General features: G+C 54.6%; 22 protein-coding genes. 3 read left to right on the top strand and 19 right to left on the bottom strand.

The window, feature by feature from the left end; all coding sequences use genetic code 11:
- Positions 1–36: 36 nt before the first annotated feature.
- The 17 genes from V3851_RS24395 to cymR form a co-directional block, all read right to left on the bottom strand.
- Positions 37–969, bottom strand: coding sequence for a peptidase U32 family protein (locus V3851_RS24395; RefSeq protein WP_331849049.1), 933 nt, complete (start codon positions 967–969; stop codon positions 37–39).
- A 15-nt stretch (positions 970–984) separates the two neighbouring features.
- Positions 985–2,037 carry an endolytic transglycosylase MltG gene (gene mltG, locus V3851_RS24390; RefSeq protein WP_331849048.1) on the bottom strand — a complete coding sequence of 351 codons (1,053 nt, stop codon included), beginning with the start codon at positions 2,035–2,037 and terminating at the stop codon, positions 985–987.
- Between the two features lie 138 nt (positions 2,038–2,175).
- On the bottom strand, positions 2,176–2,484 hold the full coding sequence (locus tag V3851_RS24385) for a DUF1292 domain-containing protein (RefSeq protein WP_331849047.1): 309 nt from the start codon (positions 2,482–2,484) through the stop codon (positions 2,176–2,178).
- Positions 2,471–2,788 carry a DUF1292 domain-containing protein gene (locus V3851_RS24380; protein WP_331849046.1) on the bottom strand — a complete coding sequence of 106 codons (318 nt, stop codon included), beginning with the start codon at positions 2,786–2,788 and terminating at the stop codon, positions 2,471–2,473. Before V3851_RS24380 ends, V3851_RS24385 begins: the two co-directional genes overlap by 14 nt.
- Before the next feature lie 12 nt (positions 2,789–2,800).
- The gene (gene ruvX / locus V3851_RS24375) at positions 2,801–3,217 is read right to left on the bottom strand and encodes a Holliday junction resolvase RuvX (RefSeq protein ID WP_331849045.1); all 417 of its coding nucleotides are present in this window, start codon (positions 3,215–3,217) and stop codon (positions 2,801–2,803) included.
- Positions 3,218–3,227: 10 nt separating this feature from the next.
- Positions 3,228–3,488, bottom strand: coding sequence for an IreB family regulatory phosphoprotein (locus V3851_RS24370; RefSeq protein WP_331849044.1), 261 nt, complete (start codon positions 3,486–3,488; stop codon positions 3,228–3,230).
- A 360-nt stretch (positions 3,489–3,848) separates the two neighbouring features.
- Positions 3,849–6,473 (bottom strand): alanine--tRNA ligase, encoded by a 2,625-nt coding sequence (gene alaS, locus V3851_RS24365; RefSeq protein ID WP_331849043.1) that lies wholly within the window; start codon positions 6,471–6,473, stop codon positions 3,849–3,851.
- Between the two features lie 410 nt (positions 6,474–6,883).
- On the bottom strand, positions 6,884–7,951 hold the full coding sequence (locus V3851_RS24360) for an AI-2E family transporter (protein WP_331849042.1): 1,068 nt from the start codon (positions 7,949–7,951) through the stop codon (positions 6,884–6,886).
- Between the two features lie 174 nt (positions 7,952–8,125).
- A complete protein-coding gene (locus V3851_RS24355) occupies positions 8,126–9,292 on the bottom strand; it encodes a mannitol-1-phosphate 5-dehydrogenase (protein WP_331849041.1) in 1,167 nt (388 codons plus the stop codon).
- Complete coding sequence (locus V3851_RS24350) at positions 9,289–9,726, bottom strand: PTS sugar transporter subunit IIA (RefSeq protein ID WP_331849040.1); 438 nt, start codon at positions 9,724–9,726, stop codon at positions 9,289–9,291. The genes V3851_RS24355 and V3851_RS24350 overlap by 4 nt, the downstream gene beginning before the upstream one ends.
- A 33-nt stretch (positions 9,727–9,759) precedes the next feature.
- Positions 9,760–11,889, bottom strand: a complete 2,130-nt coding sequence (locus V3851_RS24345; RefSeq protein ID WP_331849039.1) for a BglG family transcription antiterminator — start codon at positions 11,887–11,889, stop codon at positions 9,760–9,762.
- A gap of 117 nt (positions 11,890–12,006) precedes the next feature.
- Positions 12,007–13,443 carry a PTS mannitol transporter subunit IICB gene (locus tag V3851_RS24340; RefSeq protein WP_331849038.1) on the bottom strand — a complete coding sequence of 479 codons (1,437 nt, stop codon included), beginning with the start codon at positions 13,441–13,443 and terminating at the stop codon, positions 12,007–12,009.
- A 247-nt stretch (positions 13,444–13,690) separates the two neighbouring features.
- Positions 13,691–13,897, bottom strand: coding sequence for a hypothetical protein (locus V3851_RS24335; RefSeq protein ID WP_331849066.1), 207 nt, complete (start codon positions 13,895–13,897; stop codon positions 13,691–13,693).
- 6 nt (positions 13,898–13,903) lie between these two features.
- The gene (locus V3851_RS24330) at positions 13,904–14,437 is read right to left on the bottom strand and encodes a PRC-barrel domain-containing protein (RefSeq protein WP_331849065.1); all 534 of its coding nucleotides are present in this window, start codon (positions 14,435–14,437) and stop codon (positions 13,904–13,906) included.
- A gap of 82 nt (positions 14,438–14,519) precedes the next feature.
- The gene (locus V3851_RS24325; protein WP_331849037.1) at positions 14,520–15,671 is read right to left on the bottom strand and encodes a cysteine desulfurase family protein; all 1,152 of its coding nucleotides are present in this window, start codon (positions 15,669–15,671) and stop codon (positions 14,520–14,522) included.
- A gap of 182 nt (positions 15,672–15,853) precedes the next feature.
- Positions 15,854–16,735 carry a glycosyltransferase family 2 protein gene (locus V3851_RS24320; RefSeq protein WP_331849036.1) on the bottom strand — a complete coding sequence of 294 codons (882 nt, stop codon included), beginning with the start codon at positions 16,733–16,735 and terminating at the stop codon, positions 15,854–15,856.
- A 150-nt stretch (positions 16,736–16,885) separates the two neighbouring features.
- Positions 16,886–17,305, bottom strand: coding sequence for a cysteine metabolism transcriptional regulator CymR (gene cymR / locus V3851_RS24315; protein WP_331849035.1), 420 nt, complete (start codon positions 17,303–17,305; stop codon positions 16,886–16,888).
- 294 nt (positions 17,306–17,599) lie between these two features.
- Between cymR and mnmA the strand changes: the two genes are divergently transcribed.
- The gene (gene mnmA / locus V3851_RS24310) at positions 17,600–18,733 is read left to right on the top strand and encodes a tRNA 2-thiouridine(34) synthase MnmA (RefSeq protein WP_331849034.1); all 1,134 of its coding nucleotides are present in this window, start codon (positions 17,600–17,602) and stop codon (positions 18,731–18,733) included.
- A 274-nt stretch (positions 18,734–19,007) separates the two neighbouring features.
- Here mnmA and V3851_RS24305 read toward each other — a convergent pair whose 3' ends face one another.
- Positions 19,008–20,318 carry a replication-associated recombination protein A gene (locus V3851_RS24305; protein WP_331849033.1) on the bottom strand — a complete coding sequence of 437 codons (1,311 nt, stop codon included), beginning with the start codon at positions 20,316–20,318 and terminating at the stop codon, positions 19,008–19,010.
- Between the two features lie 396 nt (positions 20,319–20,714).
- Here V3851_RS24305 and V3851_RS24300 point away from each other — a divergent pair, with 396 nt between their 5' ends.
- Positions 20,715–21,014, top strand: a complete 300-nt coding sequence (locus tag V3851_RS24300; protein WP_331849032.1) for a CD3324 family protein — start codon at positions 20,715–20,717, stop codon at positions 21,012–21,014.
- A 206-nt stretch (positions 21,015–21,220) separates the two neighbouring features.
- Entirely contained in the window at positions 21,221–21,934 is a 714-nt protein-coding gene (locus V3851_RS24295) for an HNH endonuclease (RefSeq protein ID WP_331849031.1), read from the top strand.
- 33 nt (positions 21,935–21,967) lie between these two features.
- Here the strand turns inward: V3851_RS24295 and V3851_RS24290 are convergent, their stop codons facing one another.
- Entirely contained in the window at positions 21,968–24,133 is a 2,166-nt protein-coding gene (locus V3851_RS24290; protein ID WP_331849030.1) for a HelD family protein, read from the bottom strand.
- Between the last annotated feature and the right edge of the window lie 120 nt (positions 24,134–24,253).

Genomic DNA, 24,253 nt, shown 5'->3' with positions numbered 1-24,253 from the left:
TTATTGATAAAGCACATGCTAAGAATAGCCGGCAGATCAAAATACCTGCTCCTTGTAAAAGAAACCGAAGGACAGCTCACGCTCGGGATCTTGAACCCGGCGGATGTCCTCCATCCAGGTCTCGTCGAATTCGTATCCGTCCGGATCCTGGACATAAGCGTCGATGGCCTTGCGATACGTCCGTATCACCGCCGTATTATAAGCGATCGGCTTTAACAGCGTCTCGATTTTGAAACTGCCGATTCCGGCGGCCATCAGGATATGGAGATCCTCCAGGATGCAAATATCGTCCGAACTCATAATATGAGTTCCGTTCTCGTCCTCATAGATCGGGAACTTCTCGTCGGGACGTTCCGCTTCGATCAGGAAAAGCCCCCGCTCCTTATCGAGATTCCCCTCCGGCGCCTGACGGCCTTGATGCGTCATATAACTGCGAACGAGCCGGCGTTTGGAATGGTAAATATTGGTCATCCCGTGTACTTGGACCTCGGCTTCCACTTGCAGCATAGGCTGCATGTCCGTAATTTCATCCATATTGAGCTCGCGGGCCAATACGACCCGTGTAGCTCCTTTGCTCCCCCAATAGTTCGCCGTGGAATAATTCGTCGAAGTCATCTCGGCGTTCCAATGCAAAGGAATTTGCGGCGCGATCTCTTTGAGCGTCATCAGTACGGCGGGATCACCGAATTGAATCCCGTCGATCCCCGTATCTTTAAGCTCGGACGCATAGCTCCGCAGTTCGTCCAACTGTTCGTTATGCATCAGTTTGTTGATGCTCACATAGATTTTGGCCCCGCGTTCATGGCCGTATTTAACGGCCTCGGCAATTTCCGGGACGGTAAAATCGCCCGGCAGCCGCATCGCAAACTTTACTTCGCCGAGCAGCACCGCATCCGCCCCCGCCTCGACGTATGCCTTCAATTCTGGAAATGAACCCGCGGGTACAAGCAGTTCCGGTTTCTTGCTCATGAATATCCACCTCTGTTATTCGGCCATAGCCTTGCTTTTCTCGATGTTTTTCAAATGCTCGTTGTAGGTCTTGGCAAACAAGTGCTCGCCGCTGCCGTCTTTTTTCGTTACGTAGAACAAGTAATCCGAAGCTTCCGGCGCCAGCGCCGCTTCAACCGATTTCAGGCTCGGCGCGGCGATCGGTCCCGGCGGAAGCCCCTCGTACAGGTATGTGTTATATGGACTGTCGACGCTCCGCAAATCGGAATTTAAAAGCCGTTCCTTCGGTTTGCCCAATAAATATTGGACGGTAGCGTCGATCTCCAGCTTCATTCCTTGAGCCAGCCGGTTATATATCACGCCGGCGACAAGGCCGCGCTCGGAATCCGCAACAACCTCGCGTTCGACCAAGGAAGCGACCGTCATCAGCTCATTCAGGCTAAGCCCGCGCTCGGCCAGCTTTTCGCGAAAATCCGGGATTCCATTCAGCCGGGTATTCGTCTCGTCGAACATCCGCTGCACGATTTCGGCTTCGGTGCTGCCCTTTTTCAGCTCATAAGTTTCCGGAAACAGATAGCCTTCCAGTTTGTAGGTCACTCCCTCACGGTCGGGGAGATCGTCAATCAATCCGCCTTCAATTCCCTCGGCCCGCTTCGCCAGATCCAGAAAAACCTCTTTGTCGGCGAATCCCTGCTCCACCAGTTTTTCTGCCATTTGCGCGACCGTAAATCCTTCAGGTATCGTAAAGCGGATCATTTCCGCCTTGACCACATCGCCGCTGTTCAGCTTGGCGATAATCTCATCGTAGGTAACGCCCGGATTCATCTCATAAACGCCGGCTTGGAACCGGCTTCCCTCGGATTTCCACTTCAAATAAGCCAAAAATAAATAAGAATTTTTTATCAGGCCTTGGTCTTCAAGTTCTCCGGCAATCTTATTCGTGCCGGTTCCCGGCTCGATCGTAATTTTCACGGGCGCCTCCGCTTTCTTTACAGGCTGCATCCCCGTATATACATACCAGCCGGCGCCCGCCCCCGCGACGATGATCACCAGGACGATCGCGACAAGCCATTTCAGCGCTTTCTTCAACAGCTCAACCCCTCCACAGGCAAATAACATCATAAACCGACGAAATCCTCTAAAAGCCGATCTCTTAGCAAGTAAAAAGAGCGGTTATCCCGCCCTTCTTTTGTCCGATCTATAGTACCACAAATTTGCCTGTCAGGTCTATTCCGGGAAAGTTAATTCATCATACAATTCCGACACATTTTCCCATTCATCGTCGTCGTCGATGGTCACCAGTTCCAATGCGCCGTCGTCCGCCGTCAATATTTTAAATATTTCCGGCTCGTCGTTTTCCCGGCCATTCTCCAGGCGAAGCACGGCATACGCGGCCCCGGCCACATCGAATTCCTTCTCGACATTGTAATAGGATACATTGCCGGAATCGTCCCGAAGCTCTACCACGGGACCGAATGCATCGCTGACGCGAGAAGTCCAAACAACCTGATCCGCCGAGTAATCAGTCACGGTCATCCTCCCCGTCAAACTCGTCGATCAGCGTGTTGAATGTTTCTTCGACGATTTCCCATTCTTCATCGCTTTCGATGGTGTACAGTTTCAGGTCATCTCCGTCTTCCTCGTAACGGAATGCGTATACTTCTTCGCTCTCTTCATCTTCATTCTCAGTGGAATCCAAAGGAACGACCATCATATACTTGGCGTCCGAACCGTCGACTTCGAATTTCATGATGACTTCGAACTCTTCTTCGTTACCCTCGTCATCGGGGATATAAATGATTTCCGGTTCTTCTTCATTGCCGATACGATCTTTAGACATGTGCGATCACCCTCACCTTTGACTCTTAGAGTCCAAATAATTTTGCAAAATCAGACTTGCGGCCATTTTATCAACGACCCCTTTGCGTTTTTTTCGGCTGACATCCGCCTCGAGCAAAGTGCGATGCGCGGATACCGTCGTCAAACGCTCATCCCATAAATGAACGGGAATCCGAAGGAGTTCCTTCAGTTCCTCGGCAAAGGCCATACATAATTCACCACGGGGGCCAATCGTTCCGTTCATGTTCTTCGGAAGTCCGACTACGACTTCCTCAACGCCATGTTCCGAAACGAGCCTTGCGATTTGGTCAAAGTCGTCGCCTTCGCGGCGGCGCTCAATGACCGTAAGTCCTTGAGCGGTCCAGCCGAAAGCATCGCTCACGGCCACACCGATCCGCCGGTCCCCGTAATCCAACCCCAATATTTTCATGCCGTTCTCCTTAACGGTGGCCGGCAAGATAATATCTGACCAGCTCTTCGATCAATTCGTCGCGCTCTTTCTTGCGAACCATGCTTCTCGCATTGTTATGGCGCGGAATATATGCCGGATCCCCGGACAATAAGTAGCCGACAATTTGATTAATCGGATTGTATTCCTTCTCCTGGAGCGCCTCGTAGACTGCTAACAGGATCTCTTCTGCCGACACTTCCTGCTCATCGCCTGTGACATTGAATTTGACGGTTTTATCCATGGAGTCCATGATGACACCTCGCTTTTTTCAGTTCCGCGGCAAACTTCCACGGAACTGATGTCTTTATCTACCATTACTATATCATATCATGGGCATCACAAGGAAATTTTCAGCTATAGGATGTTCAAAAATTCAACTTTTGATCACGAAGTATTTCTTCGGCGCTCACTCGGCATCGAATCTTGAATTCAGCCACTCGCTCCGGTGCTCACGTAGGCTCCTCCTACGCTCCGCTCCTCACTCCTGCCTTCATCCAACCTTCTCGGTGCTGAAAAGCCGAATTTTGAACTTTATTGTAGGGATGTCCAAAAATTCAACTTTTGATCACGAAGTATTTCTTCGGCGCTCACTCGGCATCGAATCTTGAATTCAGCCCTGCGTGGCGATCCACTGCTCCGGCAGCTTGAGCGCTTCATCCAGCTTGGAGACATCCTTGCCGCCGGCCTGGGCCATATCCGGGCGTCCGCCGCCGCCGCCGCCGCAAACCGCGGCGACTTCCTTGACGAGCTTGCCCGCATGCAGGCCGCGCTTCACTTCGTCCTGCGGCACAACCACGACAAAGTTCACTTTGTCGTCCATCGAAGCGCCAAGTACCAGCACGGCGTCAGGCAGCTTCGCCTTCAATTCGTCAGCCAGTCCGCGCAGCGCATCCATGCTGCCGGCTTGCACTTTTGCGGACAGCAGCTTCGTTTGGCCTACCGTCACGACCTTATCGGTTAATTCCCCGGCTTCGATCGCGCTTAGCTTGCTTTGCAGCGATTCGTTCTCGCGGCCCAAATCCTTGATCTGCTGATACAGCCCTTCGATCCGCTTCGGAACATCCGTTACATTCGCTTTGAGAAGCCCGGCCGATTGTTTCAACAGTTCGAGCTGACCGTCCATGAACAGATATGCCCCCTTGCCGGTCACCGCTTCGATCCGGCGCACGCCGGAGCCGATGCCGCTCTCGCTCACCAGCTTGAACAGGCCGATTTCCGCCGTATTGCCCACATGACACCCGCCGCATAACTCCAGGCTGTAGCCGCCGACCTGCACGACGCGGACGATATCCCCGTATTTCTCGCCGAACAGCGCCATCGCGCCCATCGCTTTCGCTTCATCGATCGGCTTCGATTCGATGATCACATCGAGGGCGTTCCAGATCTGTTCATTCACCCGGCGTTCGATTTCCGCCAGTTCCTCCGCCGAAATGCTGCCCAGATGCGAGAAGTCGAAGCGCAGCCGCTGCGGCTCGACGAGGGAACCCGCCTGGTTGACATGCTCGCCCAGCGTTTCTTTGAGCGCTTTGTGCAGCAGGTGGGTCGCCGTATGGTTTTTGACGATATCTCTGCGGAATTCCTTGTTTACTTCCGCGGCAACCTCTGCCCCTTTGCGCAGCTCGCCGGAGGTTACGGTCACCTGATGGACATGCTGGCCGTGCGGCGCCTTGAAGAGCCCTTGCACCTCGGCCGTTCCCGCCTGGCTGTTGATGATCCCCTGGTCGCTCACCTGACCGCCGCTTTCGGCATAGAACGGAGTTCTGGTCAGGATGACCTGCCCGCTCTGCCCGGCGCTCAGCGTATCGACGAATTGGTCATCTTTAATGATGGCGACGATTTCCGTTGCCGTATCAAGCTCATTATATCCAACGAACTCCGTTTTAGTCGTAAAATCGGACAGCACGCCGCCCTGAACCTTCATGCTGCCGCTGTCATGACGCGCGGCGCGGGCGCGCTCGCGCTGTTCTTCCATCGCCGCTTCAAACCCTTCGCGGTCGACGCCGAGCCCTTGCTCCGCCGCAAAATCTTCCGTCAAATCGAGCGGGAAACCGTAAGTGTCGTACAATTTGAACGCGTCGGCACCGCCGATCAGCGTGCGTCCGGCCGCTTTGGCTTCCGCGCACATCTCGCCGAGAATCGCCAGCCCGTCGGTCAGCGTTTCATGGAAACGCTCTTCTTCCGCGGAGACAACCTTTTCGATAAATTCACGCTTCGTCAATACATCCGTGTAGTAGCTGCCCATAATTTCGCCCACGGTTTCGACAAGCTGATACATAAACGGTTTGTCCAGTCCGATCAGCTTCCCGTAGCGCACCGCGCGGCGGAGCAGCCGGCGGATGACATAGCCGCGCCCTTCATTGGAAGGCAGCACGCCGTCGGCAACCGCAAAGGCTACGGTACGGATATGGTCGGCGATGACCTTCAACGCCACATCCGTATCTTCTTTCTCCCCGTAGTTCACGCCGGCCAACGATGCCGTCTTGGCGATAATCGGCTGGAACAGATCGGTATCAAAGTTGGAATCGACGTTTTGCAAAATGGAAGCGAAGCGTTCCAGACCCGCGCCGGTATCGATATTTTTGTTTGGAAGCGGCGTGTAGCTGCCGTCCTTGTTGTGATTGAATTGAGAGAATACCAGGTTCCACACTTCCAGGAAGCGTTCGTTCTCGCCGCCCGGATACATTTCGGGATCGGACAGATCGCCGTAGGACTCCCCGCGGTCGTAGAAAATTTCCGTACAAGGTCCGCACGGCCCTTCGCCGATATCCCAGAAGTTGTCCTCCAGTTTAATGATACGCTCCGCCGGAATCCCGATTTTTTCGTTCCACAGCTTGAACGCTTCCTCGTCTTCCGGGTACACGGTGACCGACAGGCGTTCCGGGTCAAACCCGATCCAGTCTTTGCCGGTCAGAAATTCCCAGGCCCACGTAATCGCTTCTTCTTTGAAGTAATCGCCGATCGAGAAATTGCCCAGCATTTCAAAGAACGTATGGTGCCGGCGCGTTTTGCCGACATTCTCGATGTCGTTGGTACGGATACATTTCTGCGAATTGGTGAGGCGCGGATTTTCCGGCTTCACCCGGCCGTCAAAATAAGCTTTAAGCGGCGCCATCCCGGCGTTGATCCACAGCAGGGACGGGTCATTATGCGGTACGAGCGAGGCGCTCGGCTCCACCTTATGCCCTTTGCTGGAGAAGAACTGCAGCCATTTGGAGCGGATTTCACTTGCTTTCATCTATGATTCCCCCTAAGTTTTATTGGTGCTTAACATTGCTTCAAAAGAAAAAAACGCCCCTGAAAATCAGGGACGAATGTATCGCGGTACCACCCTGGTTATCGTCTCCCCGTTCCAACTTAGAAGGAGGCGATCGCCTTGTTCGGTCCTGTAACGGGAACCTCCCGGTGAATTTTTCAATTTCACACTCGGAAATCAGCGTTTCTGTCCGGCGATATTCGGGTTCTTTCAGCCGACGCCGCCGGGGAAGCCTTATGGTTACGGCCAACCGGCAGACGAAGGAACGCCTTCTCTGGGAAAATCCATTCGGACATACTTTATTTCTTCAACGCTTTGTAATTATGGAGCTATCGTTTCAACAAATTATTTTTAGTATATAAGGCGGAAATGCCGCTTGTCAATCCGGCCGGTCATACCGTCTTCCTTCTGACATAGTAGGCATAGAAATGCTGAATGACGACCTTGCCGACCGCAAAGAACGGCACGGCCAGAACAAGTCCGACCACCCCGCCGACTTCACCGCCGACCAAAAGGGCAAAAATAATCAGTAGCGGGTGAAGGTGAAGCGACCGTCCGACGACCTGGGGAGAAATGACGTTGCTTTCGACCATCTGGCACAGCATGTTGACTAGCAGAACCATCAGCACCATTTTCCAGGAGATCGTCGTCGCCATCAGCATGGCCGGGGCCGCGCCGAGAAACGGTCCGAGGTACGGGATGACGTTGCAGACGGCGACAACCCCGGCGAATATAAGCGCAAACGGCATGCCGATGATCATGTAGCCGATGTAGGCCAGCACGCCGATAATGACGCATACCAGCAGTTGTCCGCGAACGTAATTGCCCAGCGCCTCGTCGATGTCTTTCAACAGGCTTACGATCGACTTGCGGCGGGAGCGGGGCAAATATTTCAGGATCATCCGCTCGAAGACTTCAAAATCCTTCAGCATATAGAATATCAGGAAAGGAATAATGAACGCGTTGAACACGACGCCGATCGTCGTCCCGATATTGTTCAAAAAGCTGGAAATTGCCGCGGCCAGCCTGTTTTCGAATTGAAAAAACCAGTTGTTCATCCCCATGCGGATACTGCCGGGAAGTAGGGTATTGTCCCAGCGGTTCATCAGCTGCTGGGTATGTAAGGTCAGTTCCGGCAAATGCTCTCCAAGTTCCTCCAACTGCTCTATAAACATCGGAATGACATTCATCAAAATGACCGCCAGGCTGGTCAGGAATACCGCGTAAATGAGCAGCACAGCCGCCGTGCGCGGCACCTTTCGCCCGCCCAGCATTTTCACGACGGGATTAAGCACATAAGAGATGATGACCGCGATGATAAACGGGGAGAAAATGGCTTTCAAAAAGCCGTAAACGACGGCGAACATCGGCCGAAGCAGCCATACGAAGTAGAGGATGACAAGCCCCAGCAGCAGCCAAACCCCGTAACGGAACGCCTTGCTTTTATTGAACGGCTCCACTTTCGATTTACCTCCTCCCATACCTTGGAGTCGGACCAGCTATGAAGAAAGTATATGCCCGGAAGGAAGAAAATAATCGCCGTCCTCCGGATAAATTCCGAAAGACGGCGATACTTGTTGGAAATGAAATGATAAGAATAATAGCCGGAATTGTATAAATGAACTTGAATGATTTTACTTAAAAAAACGGCTTTGCAGCAATTCGTACTGGTTCAATATTTCAAGCTGAACCGGATGATCTTGGGGAAACCCGCATATCTCCGTGACGGTCCGCTCGGGTCCGCTTGTTTCCACCATCGCCGTAAGACGCTGCGCTTCCGGATCGTCCGGCGACCGGAACAGCAAAGCCGCGGCCATCGTACGGGCCAGATGCAGATTGCTTCGGCCGCCGTCAAAGGCCTTGGCGGCGGGCAGGGCCAGCCGGTCACCCGGTGACAACTTGCGGATCGGCGAGCGGCCCACCCGGACGACTTCATCGCGCAACGCGGGATTGCGGAACCGCTGCAATATTCTGACGATGTAGGCCAGATGCTCCTCCTCATCGAAGCCGTGCTCGGCCACCAGCACCGCCCCCGTCTCCTTTAGAACGTTGGCGACATGCCGCGCTACTTCCGGATCGTCCATCGCGGCGTGGATCGTGTCATACTCATGCAGATTGCCGAAATAAGCCACGGAGCAATGCCCCGTATTTACGGTAAACAGCTTGCGTTCAATGTAAGGCTGCAGACGAGGCACGTATTTAACTCCGGGTATCGGAATATACCCTTGAAACATTTGCGAAGCGTCGACGACCCATTCGTAGAATGGCTCTACCGTGACCTTGAGAATATCCTTATGCGACTGCCCCGGGACGATCCGGTCCACCGCCGCGTCGGGGAAAGCGATCAGCTTGTCGGCGTCTTGTTTAAGCTCCTCATCAAGCTGCGCATATACAAAGTCTCTAAGCTGCGTACTGGCGCCGATCGCATTTTCGCACGCGATAATATGCAGCGGGCGGGATGAACGAAGCTCGCGGATACGCCGCTCTATTCCGCCGGCAATCGCGCCCGCTATATGCTTCAGCACGGACACCCCCACGGCCGTCGTTACTAGATCGGCCTCCGCGATAGCTTGGATGAGTGCCTGTCTGTCCGCATCGCTGTTCAGTGCAGTAACTCCATCGACCTGCACCGTTTCCCGCTCTTCTCCGGCCAGTACGACCGTATATTTCCCGCGTTCAATAAGAGCATCGACGACGGCTTTATTCACGTCGGCGAACACGATGTCATAGCCGGCCTGGGACAGCAGGAGTCCGATAAAGCCCCTGCCGATATTTCCCGCGCCGAAATGGACCGCCTTCATGCCTCTTCACCTCCGGCGAAGATTTCGAGAATTTCCTCCTTGGTGCCCGCATCCATCACCCGTTCGAGGCTTTCGTCCGCGGAGAAAATCGTCGCTACATTGGTCAATATCCCCAGGTGCTCTCCCCCGGCCCCGGCGATTCCGATGACGACAAACGCGGGCTCATCCCCGCCGAAATCGACCCCCTCGGGAACCCGGACGATCGACATGCCCGTGGACAAGACCATCGCTTTCGCCTCCTTGGTGCCGTGCGGAATCGCCAGACCGCCGCCCATATAAGTGGAAACGATATTTTCACGCTCCACCATTTTATCCACGTATTCCTCGGTGACATGCCCCGCCTTCACCAGCAATTGTCCGGCAAGTCGGATCGCATCGTATTTATCTTTCACCTTGGCGTTCAATTCGATTTTTTCGATAGACAGTATGCTCATCGTCCATTCTCTCCCTTGTCGTATCATAGTCGGTTAATTGTTTTCGAAAAAAGCGAGCAGCTCCTCGGCCAAAAAATTACGGATCTCGCCTTCTCCCCCCGATTCGAGCAGGGTCACCAGCTCCGGCTTTAACAGCAGGGCGCTGATTTCGCTCAGCACTTCCAGGCTTTCTTTGGACAGCTCCCGGGAGGCGAGCATGAGCAAAATGACCGTGACCTCCGCCCCTTGTTCGAGGGGGAGCGGGTGTTTGAGCCTGAACAAGGAAAGGGACCGCGCGTTGACGAAACGGCTTCTCGTATGGAACAGAGCGAGCGACGTGCCGGGAATGATCTGGCTCGCCAGGCGCTCGCGTTCCAGCAATCGCTCGGCGACCGCGGGAATGTCGGCTATCGAAGGTTCGGCATGCCGCGGCAACGCGACGGTCGAACTTGAAGCAGGCGTTGCCCCGGATTTGCCGTCGTCTTCCGCCCCGTTCACGAGCTCCAGCGCCTTGACGACGATTTCCTGCAACGCGCAGTCCGTATTGTCCAATTCATAGATTGAAAAGCCTTCCAGCAATGAGATAATTTCGCTCAGCGTCGCCCCGAGCGTCCCTAGCCGGGCGATTGCGCCTTCCTTTCGATAGGCCGGCTCGGAAGCGCTAAGCTTGCGCTTTTGCAGCGTCACGGTTTGAATATGGGACAGCAATTTTTCGCTGTCCTCGGGCGTCAGCAGCGGGCTTAGCCGTACATACCGGTCCTTCGGAAGCGGCAGCTCGATCGTGGAAATGATCAGATCGTAATCCTCTTCCGGCAGCCGGGCCGCTTCATACCAAGAGGCGTTGCCGAGCACCTCGATCTGCGGCATCTCCTTGGCAAGCCGCGTTGCGAGCAGCCTGGAGGAACTCAGGCCGCTGGAGCAGACGAGAATCGCCCGCACATGGCGGCCGAGCTGGCCGAGCCTTTCGACGGACGCGCCGAAATGCATGACCAGAAAGCCGATTTCTTCATCGGGAATGTCGAGATTTCCGCCGATATCCGCGACCGATTCACGGACGACGGCGAACAATTCCTCGTAATCCTTACGAATCGCGCCAAGCAAGGGATTGCGGATTCTCGTCCCTTCCCGGATACGCTTCAGCGCCGGATTGATGTGCTCCAGCAGCCCTTCCCTAAGCAGCCGGTCCTCTTGAAAAGGAATGCCCGTCCGCTTCTCGATCCCATCGATTAAACGGCCGACGATATCCGCCAATTCCATATCTGCCTGTGCCAATTCAGGCGATTCGCGTCTCGCCCGGTGGAACAAGTCGGCGATGTAAATCACTTCCTTCTCCGAGAAGGGGATGGCAAAGACTTCCGCCAAATGCTCGGCCATCTGCCCGGCCATTTTCAGCCAGCCCGATCCCGGGCCGACAGCGGCCGCCGACAAGCCGCCTTCGGCATGCCATCCCTTGCGAATCCGGCTGACAGTGACGGAAAGAGCGATGAGCAGCCCGGTGTAGGCTCCCTCGCTCAGCTCCTCCGTCCAATTCCAATTCATATCCCACAGGCAGTTCTCAACTGTGAGCAGATCGGCTTTCCCCGCCAGCTCGAGCAGCCTGCGGATCCCTTCCCGCTCGTGGAAGGGGGAAGGGCCGACGAGCTCGGAATAATTCAGTTCCTCGGAGACCATGCGGGCGATCGCCGCCCGCTTGTGCTCCTCCGCTCCTTCGAGCTCGACCCCGTAACCGCGGCGGCGGATCATCCGCAGGTTCAGCCTGTTCACATCGCGCTCCATTTCATCCAGATCATTGCTTACCGTGGCCGCCGTCACCTTCAGGTTGTGGGCCAGCGCGAACATTTTGATCGGCTCTTTCGCCTCGAGCAGCTCGCACAGCAACATGATCTTCCGTTCCTCGCCGGAAAAATCAATCTGCTTCTCAGATAAGATCTGTTTGCGGAACCGCTCCATATCGTCATCAGCGGGCAAATCTCCGCCCGCCTTGCGGATGGAGATTCCCGTTCCGGATTTCCGGTACAATTCCAGTCCGAAGGTGCGCAGCCCCCGGTCCATTTCATCCAATTCGCGATGTACCGTTCGAACGCTCACCTTGATTTCGGCGGCGATTTCCGCCGCCGTGACCCCGTTCTTCCGATTAAGGAGGAACATGAGAATTTGTCGCTGCCGTGCGGTAAACTTCCTCATATTCATCCCTCGCTTGAAATAAGATAATCCCTTATAAAGATGAATCAGCTTGTTAAACTAGCAGCGGAGCTAGTCTTCAATATTTTTGGTTTTTAAAATTTTAAATATGCGGATGAGTCATCCCCGCAATCTTTCAACCAGTTCATCATAATGCGGACTCTTCAAAAAATTATCGATCGAAATGTGCTCCGCGTCCGGTCGGTTCGACTTTGCACGTTCGGTTAATTGCTTCTGGGTGATGACAATGTCGGCGTCTCCCGGAATCTCGCTAACGGCCGCGTTCACGACCGTCACGTCGATGCCGGCCTCCTGCATCTTCTTGCGGAGAATGGATGCGCCCATCGCGCTGGAACCCATCCCGGCATCGCAGGCAAACACGATTTTCTTCACAGTAGTTTTGCGGACGCTAGATACGCTCTCACTGACGGCTCCAGGCACTGTATTTTTTGTTCCAGCCGCCTTCATTTCCCGCATTTTCTCGGACGCCTGTTGGAGATCTTGCTCTTCCTGATCTTTTTTGCCCGTTTTAAGCAGCAATGCCGCAATGAGGAAGGATACGACCGCCGCCGTAATCACGCCGGTGAATACCGGGAACAACCCGCCTTTCGGCGCCATGGCGATGTAGGCAAAAATACTGCCCGGCGAAGGAGGCGCGACCAGACCCGCATTGAACAGCTGGAACGTGAACGTGCCCGTAACCCCGCCCGCGATGACCGCCAAAATCAGACGCGGATTCATCAGAATATACGGGAAATAAATTTCGTGTATGCCGCCCAAGAAATGAATGATCACCGCGCCGGGAGCCGATTGCTTCGCGGAGCCGCGCCCTACGAGCCAATACGCGAGCAGAATGCCGAGCCCCGGCCCCGGGTTCGATTCCAGCATGAAGATCAGCGATTTGCCTAATCTTGATGCCTCTTCCGCCGCGATCGGGCTCAGTACGCCATGATTGATCGCATTGTTCAGGAAGAGGACTTTGGCCGGCTCGATAATGATATTGACCAGCGGCAGCAGGTGGGCGTTGACCAGGAAGTCCACTCCCGCGGATAACGCTTTGGTGATCGCCTGAACGACCGGGCCGATGCCCGTAAACGCTCCGATCGCCAGAAGTCCGCCGATAATGCCCAGAGAAAAGTTGTTGACGAGCATTTCGAAGCCGGATTTGATTTTGCCGTCGATCAATTTATCGAATTGCTTCAATATCCATGCGGCAAGCGGTCCCGCGATCATCGCGCCGAGGAACATCGGAATATCGGCGCCGACGATCACGCCGATCGTCGCCACCGCCCCGATGACGGCGCCGCGTTTGCCGTGGACCATTTGGCCTCCGGTATAGCCGATCAGCAGCGGCAGCAAGTAATTGATCATCGGGTCGACCAGGCTGGCCAGTTTCTCGTTCGGAATCCAACCCGTCGAAATAAACATAGCGGTAATTAGCCCCCAGGCGATGAACGCGCCGATGTTCGGCATGACCATCCCGCTGAGCAGCCGACCGAATTGTTGAAGCTTGACTCTAGCGCCTTGGGTATTAGGCTGTCTTGTCTGTAACTCCATTTATGAGGATACCTCCTTGGATAAACTGTGTCGGAGCCGGCTTGCGACAAACTTACCGGTTCCTTAATTTTATCCTAGAGCAAAGCGCTTTCATCCTCAATCAATTGATAACAGGGTTTCGTCATGATCGATGTTGCCATTTTTTTATTGCCCGGAAATGCCTTTGCGAAACGACAAAAAAGCCCCCTCCTGATTTCAGGACGAGAGCCTTATTTTAGAATAAAATGATTATTCTGATATCTACAAGTTACGACAAATGCATTTGCGGGTAATCTTGAGGAACCTCTTCTCCGAAGAACAAATCATCCAAAGAGCTGAGCGTCCCGTCTTCTTCCACCTGATACACCGACATCTTGTCCCCGTTTACCGTCAGTTCGATAAAACAACCCCAGCAATAAAACTGGTGGGAACCGATTTTGCCGATATCTTTGGAACTGCAGTTTGGACATTTCATCGTCATTCAATTATCACCTATCCGTTCGACAGAATTCACCGCGCCCTCCAGCCGCTGCTCACTGTTTGGAGGCACGATGATCGCATTTTCACCTTTGGCAATGCCGGGGATAAAAGGCAGCACTTTTCGCCCTTCCATCAGATCGGAGATGAACCCGTCACTGATTTCTATTCCTGTAATTGTATTTCCCAATTCCTGGTCAAAATAAACATCTGCTACATGGCCTATCAAAGTTCCATCCTCGGTAAGCACCGGAAGCTCCTTGAGCTTGCCGCCGCCCGTTGCGAAAGTAATCTCTATATGCTCGGCTTCCTCTTTACGGATCGCCTGTTGATTGCGAATCATTACGGCATCTTCGCCGTATGCGACAATATCTTCCCAGAACACCACCTTGACACTCGAGGTAAACAAGGCTTTACCTTCCAGTTGAATCCCGGTGATATTCCAGCTTTCGTTCAGCAGGATATCGAGGACCTTCCCGATCTGCTTGCCGCTTTCCAGGTCAAATACGGCTAAACCCACCATCTCCTGAAGTTTCATCAACTTTGGAGCCTCCTATACGGCATTCTTTCGCACCAAAAACGATACAACCTCCCTCCGAAAAAACTACAAAAGACGCCCATTATCTTCTCTTACGAAGACGCGTTAAAATGGTTCCAACTTTTTCGGCGGCAGTTTCCATATCTTCAGTAGTATTACCCAAACCAAAGCTGAATCGAATCGCCGACCGCAAAAGATTTTGCGGCAGGTGCATCGCTTCCAGCACATGCGACGGTTCGAGCGATCCCGAGGAGCACGCCGAGCCGCTCGCCACCGCGATGCCCTCCATGTCGAGATTCATCAGCATCGTCTCCGTATCGCATTCCGGAAAGCTGATATTGACGATATGCGGAAGCCGCAGCGAAGGATGTCCGTTGACGTGAAAATGGCTTCCGCCGACCTCCCGCTCCAGCGCGGAAATCAGTACCCCGCGCAGCTCTTCATCGCGGGCGGCGCGCCCTGGAAGCGACCCCGCCGCAAGCTCCGCCGCTTTGGCGAAGCCGGCGATGCCGGCCATATTTTCCGTTCCGGCCCGCCGCTTGCGCTCTTGAAGTCCGCCGTATAGAATCGGCTCAATCGGCAGCTCGCGGCGGATATAGAGCGCCCCGATCCCTTGCGGTCCGTTAATCTTGTGGGAGGAGAAGCTCATTAAATCGACGGGAAGCCCGTCGCAGTCGATCGGTAGCGCCCCGAGCGCCTGGACGGCGTCGACGTGGAAGACGATATCCCTGGACGACGTAATTTCCCCGATTTCGGCAATCGGCTGAATCGTGCCGACTTCGTTGTTGGCGTACATGACACTGACCAGAATCGTATCCGGGCGAATCGCTTCGGCCACCTGCTCCGCATGAACTTGTCCATACCGGTCGACCGGCAGATAAGTCACCTCGAACCCCTGTTCCTCCAGCTTGCGGCATGTATGTAGAACGGCATGGTGCTCGACCTGCGTCGTAATGATATGCCGCCCGCGGTCAGAGCGGGCTTCCGCCGCTCCGAACAGCGCCAGATTGTCGCTTTCGGTCCCACCGCCCGTGAACACCAATTCGTCGGGATGACATCCGACTAGTTCGCCGACGCGGTCTCTCGCCCCGTTGACCAGCCGCTTGGCGGCTCGTCCGAAAGAATGGACGCTCGAAGCGTTGCCGTATTGCTCGCGCATGACGGCGAACATCGCTTCGGCCACTTCCGGGTGGATCGGCGTCGAGGCGGCGTGGTCCATATATATGTTTTTCATCTTGGCATCACCTTTTTTATGCTGTATTTAAACGAATCACCGTCCCCTAAGGGGACGGCAATCGTGTTGTAGGCTGATCTGTGCTTATACATATTAATCGTATTCCCTGATTTTGTACAGCTTATTAAACCTGATTTTGTACAGCTTATTAAATATAATAATAATTATCGCAAATATCGACATTAGTAAGCCTGAACGGAAATGCACCGGGAAAAGGCCAAATTTAACATTTGTTGATCATAAACATGATATTTCGCATTTTGCCCGAGCACCCAATTCGCGAAGCCGGCGGCTCTGGAATAGCTTTGAGCGTCCCACGGATTGATACGGAAAAACATAAAATCGAGCATGATTTGGTTTTCTTCCGGAGACAGCTCCAACCCGAGCTGTGTAAATTGCCGCTGCCGGACCCTCCGGGCGGATTCGTCTTGAATGGCTTTATGCATATGGGATACTTGTCCGCCATGTTGACGATAATATAGCAGATTAATAGGAAGGTTAGCCATCCGGGTTTGGAACGCCAGCCGGTTCCAAAGCTCGTAGTCCTCGGCGTGAGGATAATTGCTGTCGTATCGGATTCCCAAACGTTGAACCAGATCGTTGCGCATAATGACTAATGGATGGCATATGCAGCAATGAAACAGAAGCCAGGTTTGAATCTCTTCATGGTGCGCCGGATTGACTTTAGGCCTATCCGAGGTGGTGCTGGTGAACGCGGCGGCGCTTAAACCGATTTCGGGATAGGCGTCCATAAACGAGATTTGAACCTCCAACCGGTTTGGAGTAGATATATCATCGCCGTCCATCCGGACGATATATTCCCCGGTCGCCAGGCTAAGCCCTTCATTGAGTGAGGCTACAACGCCTTTATTTTGAGAATGAAAAACCTTCTTCACTCTTGGATCGCCGATTTGCGAGATCAGATCGGCCGACCCGTCCGCCGAGCCGTCGTCTATGACAATCAGCTCAAAGTCCCTGTAAGTCTGAGTCAGCATACTGTGAATCGCTTCCAGAACATAGGGAGCATTATTATAAACCGGCATAATAACGGAAGCTTTAGGCACAAAATCACCTCCCAAAAGATCGCTCATCATAAAGTATGGCAATTGAGCCTGTCACGCTTGGACTCTCTACCATATTTTCTTTTAATCTCCCAGGGATAGAAATTCGGGCCTGCATAAATAAAAGGCTCCCTAAAGGAGCCTTGAGTGTATTTAAATATAGAACATGTAACTTTCCTTCGAACCTTCCTCGTGGAAGGAAATCAGATCTTCGAGTGTGGTCGAATCCAACACTTCGGCGATACTGTCGCGAATCCGCAGCCACAAATCGCGCTTGGCCGGATCGTCTTCCTCCGTGAAATCCACCGGGGAAATCGGCCCCTCCAGCACGCGGATTATATCGCCGGCGGTGATTTCGCTTGCTTCACGGGATAATATATACCCGCCGTAAGCGCCGCGAACGCTTTTGACCAGACCGGCATTGCGCAGCGGTGCGATCAGTTGTTCGAGATAATGCTCGGATAACTGATTTTTTTCGGCAATGCTTTTGAGGGATGTCGGCCCTTCACCGAATTTAGCGGCCAACTCCATCATAATCGTCAGGCCATAGCGTCCTTTCGTGGAAATCTTCAAAGAAGCCACCTCTTTCAATTTTCAAATAATCTTTATATAATTGAACTTTGATCAATTAAGGAGAATGAGGGGAATCCAATACAACGTATTCCTATCATTAACCTTTGTTTATCGTACCATATCCCATCCCGTTTTGGAAAACAAATCGGTGGAGATTTTTATAAATTGTTCGTCAGGCGCGGACAATATGGAACGGAAGTTCAAAAAGTTTGTGCCGTTTCGACCCACGGTTCGAACGTTGCCTGTTCCTGTGGTAAAATAACGTCAGGCCAAGGCGCCTAAAGGAGTGATAACATGACAAAAACCATACAAGATACCCGCGTCGTTGTCGGCATGTCCGGCGGTGTCGATTCTTCGGTAACCGCGCTCCTGCTGAAACAGCAAGGATACGACGTCATCGGCATATTCATGAAAAACTGGGACGATACCGACGAATTCGGCTACTGCACGGCGGAAGCGGACGCCGAAGACGTGCGCCGCGTTTGCGAGCAAATCGATATCCCGTACTATACCGTCAATTTCGAGAAAGAATACTACGATAAAGTATTTGCCTATTTCCTTGAAGAATATAAGCGGGGCCGCACCCCGAATCCGGATGTCATGTGCAACCGGGAGATCAAATTCGGCGAATTCCTGAACAAGGCGCTTGATCTCGGCGCCGATTACGTGGCGACCGGGCATTACGCCCGCGTCGTGGAAGAAGCCGGAACCTATAAGCTGCTGCGCGGTGTCGACGGGAATAAAGACCAAACCTATTTCCTGAACGCGCTGAACCAGGAGCAGTTGTCCAAGGCGATGTTTCCGATCGGGCATCTTCCAAAGCCGGAGGTGCGGCGGATCGCGGAGGAAGCCGGGTTGTACACCGCCAAGAAAAAAGACAGCACCGGCGTCTGCTTCATCGGCGAACGCAATTTCCGCGAATTTTTGAGCCATTACCTGCCCGCGAAGTCGGGCGATATGGTCGATATCGTCACCGGCGAGGTCAAGGGCCGGCATGACGGCTTGATGTACTACACGCTCGGGCAACGGCAAGGCCTCGGCATCGGCGGCTCTGGCACGGGCGAACCGTGGTTCGTCGCCGAGAAAGACTTGGACAACAACATTCTCTATGTCGTTCAAGGCGATAAGCATCCGAGCCTGTACTCGACCGGCCTCACCGCCTCCGACATCAACTGGATCGCCGGAGCGGACAAGCTGCCGCAAGGGCCGTTCCAATGCACCGCCAAATTCCGCTACCGCCAGCCGGATCAAGGCGTGACGGTAACGGCGCGTGAAGACGGCACCTTGTTCGTGGCGTTTGACGAGCCGCAAAAGGCGATTACGCCGGGCCAGGCCGTCGTGTTCTACGACGGTGATGTTTGCCTCGGCGGCGGCATCATCGAAGTGCCGGAGAAGATGCCGGTACCGGAGCTGGGCCGGCATCGATAATTTCAAGAAAAAAGATGAAGCACCCGCCTATCCGGTAAGTTACCCGGATTGCGCGGGTGCTTTTTTGCCGCTCGAAATTAAAAGAGCCTAAATAACTGGATAACCTACAGCTAATTATCAGGAAATCGACAATTCGCGCAATATAACTGCAAAACCTACAGTTATTTTGGCCGAATACCCTGCCCTTTGCGGAAAACCTCCGAAATAGATGGAGGTTTTCCAGTTATTTTCTGCGAATGAGGTCAGACCGGCAAATTAGCTGGAGAAAATCCAGTTAATCCCCCCTCCGCCGCAATTGCTGATTGTGGCGGATTTTGCTCTCGTTGCCCTGCTCGGTCGCTTCGTAGAAAGTCCGGCCGGCCAGATTCGGCGGCAGGTAATCCTGCTTCACGTAATGGCCGGGATAATCGTGAGGATACTTGTAGCCGACGTGCCCGAGCTTGACCGCCCCTTTATAGTGGGCGTCGCGCAAATGCAGCGGCACTTCCGCGGACTTGACCTCGTCCATGGCCGCCATCGCCTTCGAAATCGCCGCGACCACGGCGTTAGATTTCGGACTTTCCACCGCGAACAGGATCGCCTGCGCGATGTTCAGCTTCGCTTCGGGCCAGCCGTTGTTGCGGTAAGCGTCCAGGGCGCTGACCGCCTGCACCATGGCCTGCGGGTTAGCCAGCCCGATGTCCTCGCTCGCGGCGGCGATCAGCCGCCGGATGAACGTCATCGGGTCCATGCCCAGTTTCTCTACGGCGTAGAGAAACCAGAACAGCGCGGCGTCGCTGGAGCCGCGGATGCTCTTGTGGAACGCGGAGAGCACGTCGTACTGCGTCGACTCGTCCGCCTTGACGAGCGGGCGGCGGATCGACTCCTCCGCCACCTCCAGCGTGATGCGGACGGTGCCGCCCGCGTCCGGCGGCGTCGTCATCGCCGCCAGCTCCAGCGCGTTCAGAGCCCGGCGGATATCGCCGTTGGCCATCTCCGCGATGTGCCGGAGCGCCTCTTCCGTGGCCTCGAGCTTCATAAAGCCGAGGCCCTTCTCCTTGTCGGCGAGCGCCCGCCGCATCGCGATCAGCGAGTGCTCCTTCGTCAGCGCCTCCAGCTGGAACAGCGTCGAGCGGCTGAGCAGGGCCCCGTTTACGTAGTGAAACGGGTTCTCCGTCGTCGCGCCGATAAAGATGATCGTTCCCTTCTCCACCGCCGGAAGCAGGGCGTCCTGCCGCGAGCTGTTGAAGCGGTGTACTTCATCGAGGAACAGAATCGTTTTCGTGCCGTAAAACGCCTTGTCGTTCTGCGCCTTCTCGATCACCTCACGGACATCCTTGACGGACGCGTCGACCGCATTAAGGCGGACGAATTCCGCCTTCGTATGGTTCGAGATGATATGCGCCAGCGTCGTCTTGCCGCAGCCCGGCGGCCCGTACAGCAAAATCGAGGACACCTGGTCCGCTTCGATCGCCCGGCGCAGCAGTTTGCCGGGACCGACGATATGCTCTTGTCCGATATATTCATCCAGGGTGGTCGGCCGCATCCGGTCGGCCAGCAGCCGTCCGGCGGGATTATTTTCCTGGCCGTATGAGAATAAATCCATGCTTTCACTTCCTTGAAATCGTTGTACTTCCACTGATCTCTATTCTAGCACATGACCGGTCCATGACTGGTAAAAAACATTTATAAACGTTCTTTAGCTTCCTTTCGCTCATCGGTTATGAGTTAATATAGATGTCGGGCCGACGAATCACTGGAAAGGGGGCTGATCGAAGTGTATTCAGTGAGTGAGGTGGCTTTCGCGTAAAGCGAAAGCTCATTACAGCGAGGGGCTTTTAGCCCCTCTATTTCCGTTTAAATCCATCTGTGTTAAGATATACGCAACGAAAAAAGCAAGCATTGCACCCAAAATATGCCGAAAGGGGGATTACGACCATGCAAACTCAAGCATTCCAAGAGCCATCATTACAGAAACAACGGATCAAGGAGGAACATGATCGTGAATTACAAAAACGGGAAGGATGTGCTTCCCCCTAGGCTGCTGAAGGAGCTTCAAGACTATATTCAAGGCGAGCTGCTCTATATCCCCAAACCGGAACGCGCCAGAGCGCTATGGGGGGAACTCAGCGGAACCCGCACATCAATGGCCAAAAGAAACGAAGAAATTTACCGCTTGTACCGCACAGGGCATTCCGTCAGCGATTTGGCGGAACGATTTTTCTTATCCGACGAAAGCATCCGCAAAATCGTATGCAAAATGCGCTCCTCGCAAAGAGAAGCGGCGACGGTTACTGAATAAGCCATGCGGCCGCCCAGGCCAAATGACGGGCGGTCTTTACATATAACCCCGTAATGCGCTTTAGCGGAATCTAATGCGCATTACGGGGTTATTTGGATTATGTTCCTTAGTTGTAGGAGTTATGGCCCGGGGCAGGTATAATAGATCTTATAGAAGTAGAAGTTTAAAACGGCGTAATATTCCCCAAGACTCGAGGTGTCCGGACCATGCAGACCAACCATGACAAAACCGAACAGCAACCCGGCGGCGGCAACATTAAGAGCGGCTTTAAGCGCTGCGCCCGCTGCGGGGAAATCAAACCGGTGTCCGATTTCCTCAGAAGAACCGGCAAGCGGTCGGGCAAGGGCTCGCGCCGCGGCACATGCCGCGCTTGCCGCGCCGTGCTTAAAGCCGCGTCCGGGTCGCCTACCGTCAGCGCCGAATCCGTTCCGGCCCTGGAGCTGCCTTCGCGTCAGCCGCCGGAGCATGTCTTCCCGGCCGCCCCGCTTCCGAAGCGCCCGCGCCGGCCGGCGACGCGGACCTTGCCGGCTCCCCCGCCGGCGGAGGGGCCCGACGCTTCGGTGCTGCGCCCGAACCGGAACGGCAAGATCCGCATGCGCGGACGCACCGACAAGGGCACGCGCTGGCATCAGGAAATCGACCTGGACTTGGCTGTCACCCTGGTAAGAGAGCGCGCGGCGGTCGTCGTCAACCGGAACACGATCCGCCGGCTGTACAGCAACAAGGCGTTCCGCCGCTATATATTGACGCGGGATCATCATACCTGCTTTTTCTGCGGCCGCTACGGCGATACGATCGACCATCTGCTGCCGAAGGCCAAAGGCGGCCATACGACGCCGATGAATTGCGTCTGCGCCTGCAATGAATGCAACCAGAGCAAAGCCGACCGCAGCCTGGAGGATTTCATGGAGGACCGGTAGCGGTCCTTCCGTAAACTTACGCAAGACCCCGCCTTACGCCCCGCGAACCTCCGCGTCTTCCTCCGGTCCCGGCACATAATCCGGCAGCTCCGGCCCATGCATCAGCCACAATTCGTGCAAAGCCCGGGTACAGCCGACATACAACAGGCGGGCGTCGGACGGAGCGTAATGCTCCCGGTCGACATCCGTCACGATGACGGCGTCGAATTCAAGCCCCTTGGAGAGATAAACGGGCAGCACGGATATCCCGCCGGCATACTGCCTTTGTCCGCCGCTGATCAAATTGGCTTCCACACCAGCGTCGGCCAATGAGCGGTGCAGCTCCTCCGCTTCCCGCATCGTGCGGGTCAATACGGCCAAAGTCCGGTGACTGCCGGACAGCGCCTGCTTCATCGCGGCGGAGATCGCCGCGAGCCTTCCGGCTCCGGCTGCGGGCTTGATCCGCACCGGCTCCCCGCTGCGGAACACGGGCACCGCCAACAGGTCGGTTCCAACGCCCCGCCGCAAAATTTCGTTGGCAAAATCGATGATCTCCATTGTCGAGCGGTAGCTTCGCATCAGGGCAAAATATGCCGTTTCCTCCGGCGCGAACAGCTCCTGCATCTCTCCCCAGCTCCGGACTCCTTTGTAATAGTGAATCCCTTGCGACAAATCTCCGAGAATCGTAAAGGAATGTCCCTTCACGAACCGGTCCAACACGGCGATTTGCAGCGGGCTGAAATCCTGCGCCTCATCGATGACGACGTGGTCGAAGCTCAGCTTGCCGTCGATTTCATGAATTTGGGAATACAGATAAAGCAGGGCGGCCAAGTCTTCCTCTTTGATCATCCCTTTTTTCAGATAGCCGAGTGTCTCTTTGACAATTGGCCCCGGGATGCGAGGCTCCGCCCCTCCGGCTTCGCCGGCGGAATCTTTGCCTTTCGCGGCGGAGGAAGCGGTTTGGAACAGTCCTTTGTACAAGGCTGCCGGTTCCAGCGCGGGCCATTTTTTGGCGAACGATTTCTCCCGCTGCTGCGCTTTCTTTTTTCGTTCCTTCAACGCGGCCGCCGAGGGCGACTTTTTCAGCTCCATCTCCACCCAGCGGTGAATCCGGGCCAGCACGCGCTCCTTGCGCCGCGCGATCGGGTAATGCTTGTATTCCCCTTCGAACCAGTCCCTAATGGTGTTCCGGGACAGCCTCGCCCCTTCCCAGGGCTCAAAATCGGCATCCGGTACACAGCTTCGCTTTACCTGTTCAAGATAGCCGTCCATTATCGTTTTGAACGCCATCGCACCTTTGAATCTTCCCGGAAGATTCTTATCGTTCATGCCGCTCTTGCGCGGATCCTCGCCGTCAAACCAGCGGGCCAGCGTCTCCGAATCGTCCTGCGGGGCCTGTTCCAGCCCGAGCACCCCGGCCGCCCAATCGCCGAATGTGCTTTGCTGGATGTCGCCCACGCCGAGTTCCGGCAGCACCTCGGATATATAATCGATAAACATATGGTTGGGAGCGAAAATGACCATTTTCTCCGCCTTGATCTGCTCCTTGTACTGATACAGCAAAAAAGCGAGCCGATGCAGCGCCACGGTGGTTTTTCCGCTGCCGGCCACGCCTTGTATGATCAGCGCCGTATTTTTGGCGGCCCGGATAATGAGATCCTGCTCCGCCTGAATCGTGGAAACGATGTCGCGCAGCCGGTTGTCCTTGTTCTCACCGAGCCGGTAGACGAGGAATTCGTCCGACACCGCCGGACCTTCGCTGTCCTTGTTATAGGTGTCCGCCACCCGTTCCAAAATTCCCTTCCGAATTACGATATTCCGCTTCAGATATACCATGCCTTCAATCAGGCCTTCCGGGGCTTCGTACGATGCCGTATCGCCGCCGGTAAAGGAATAAAACAAGCTGGCCACCGGAGCGCGCCAATCGATGACCATCGGCTTGCCGCCGTCCTTGTCGCCTACGCCCACTTTGCCGATATAGAGCGGCTCAACCTGTTTTCCCCGCTCCTCGAAATCCAGCCTGCCGAAGTAAGGTTCACGGATCGACCGTTCGAGCTGCTGTCTATGCGCTTCCCTTCCCGCTTCGAGCACCTGCTCCGTAAAGTCGTGTCCGGTGTAAACCGGAATGCTTCTGAGCTCGTTAAGCTGGCGATCGATGTCGCGAAGGGCGCGGTCCAGCCGCTCCTGCTCTTCTTGATAGGCACTTTGAAAATCTTCCACTTTCAGTTACCTCCTAAGATTGATTTTTCCATCTGGTCTTCGGCGATCATGTGAACGAGAAATGACTCCGAAATCAAAAGGAGTTTAATTATATCACTCGTTTCCAAAAAAAGCGAATAA

Origin of the sequence: Paenibacillus haidiansis (assembly GCF_036553665.1) — a bacterium.
Classification (GTDB): Bacteria; Bacillota; Bacilli; order Paenibacillales; family Paenibacillaceae; genus Fontibacillus; species Fontibacillus haidiansis.
Note: the sequence above shows the minus strand (reverse complement) of the source record. Positions and strands in the feature narration are given on the sequence as shown.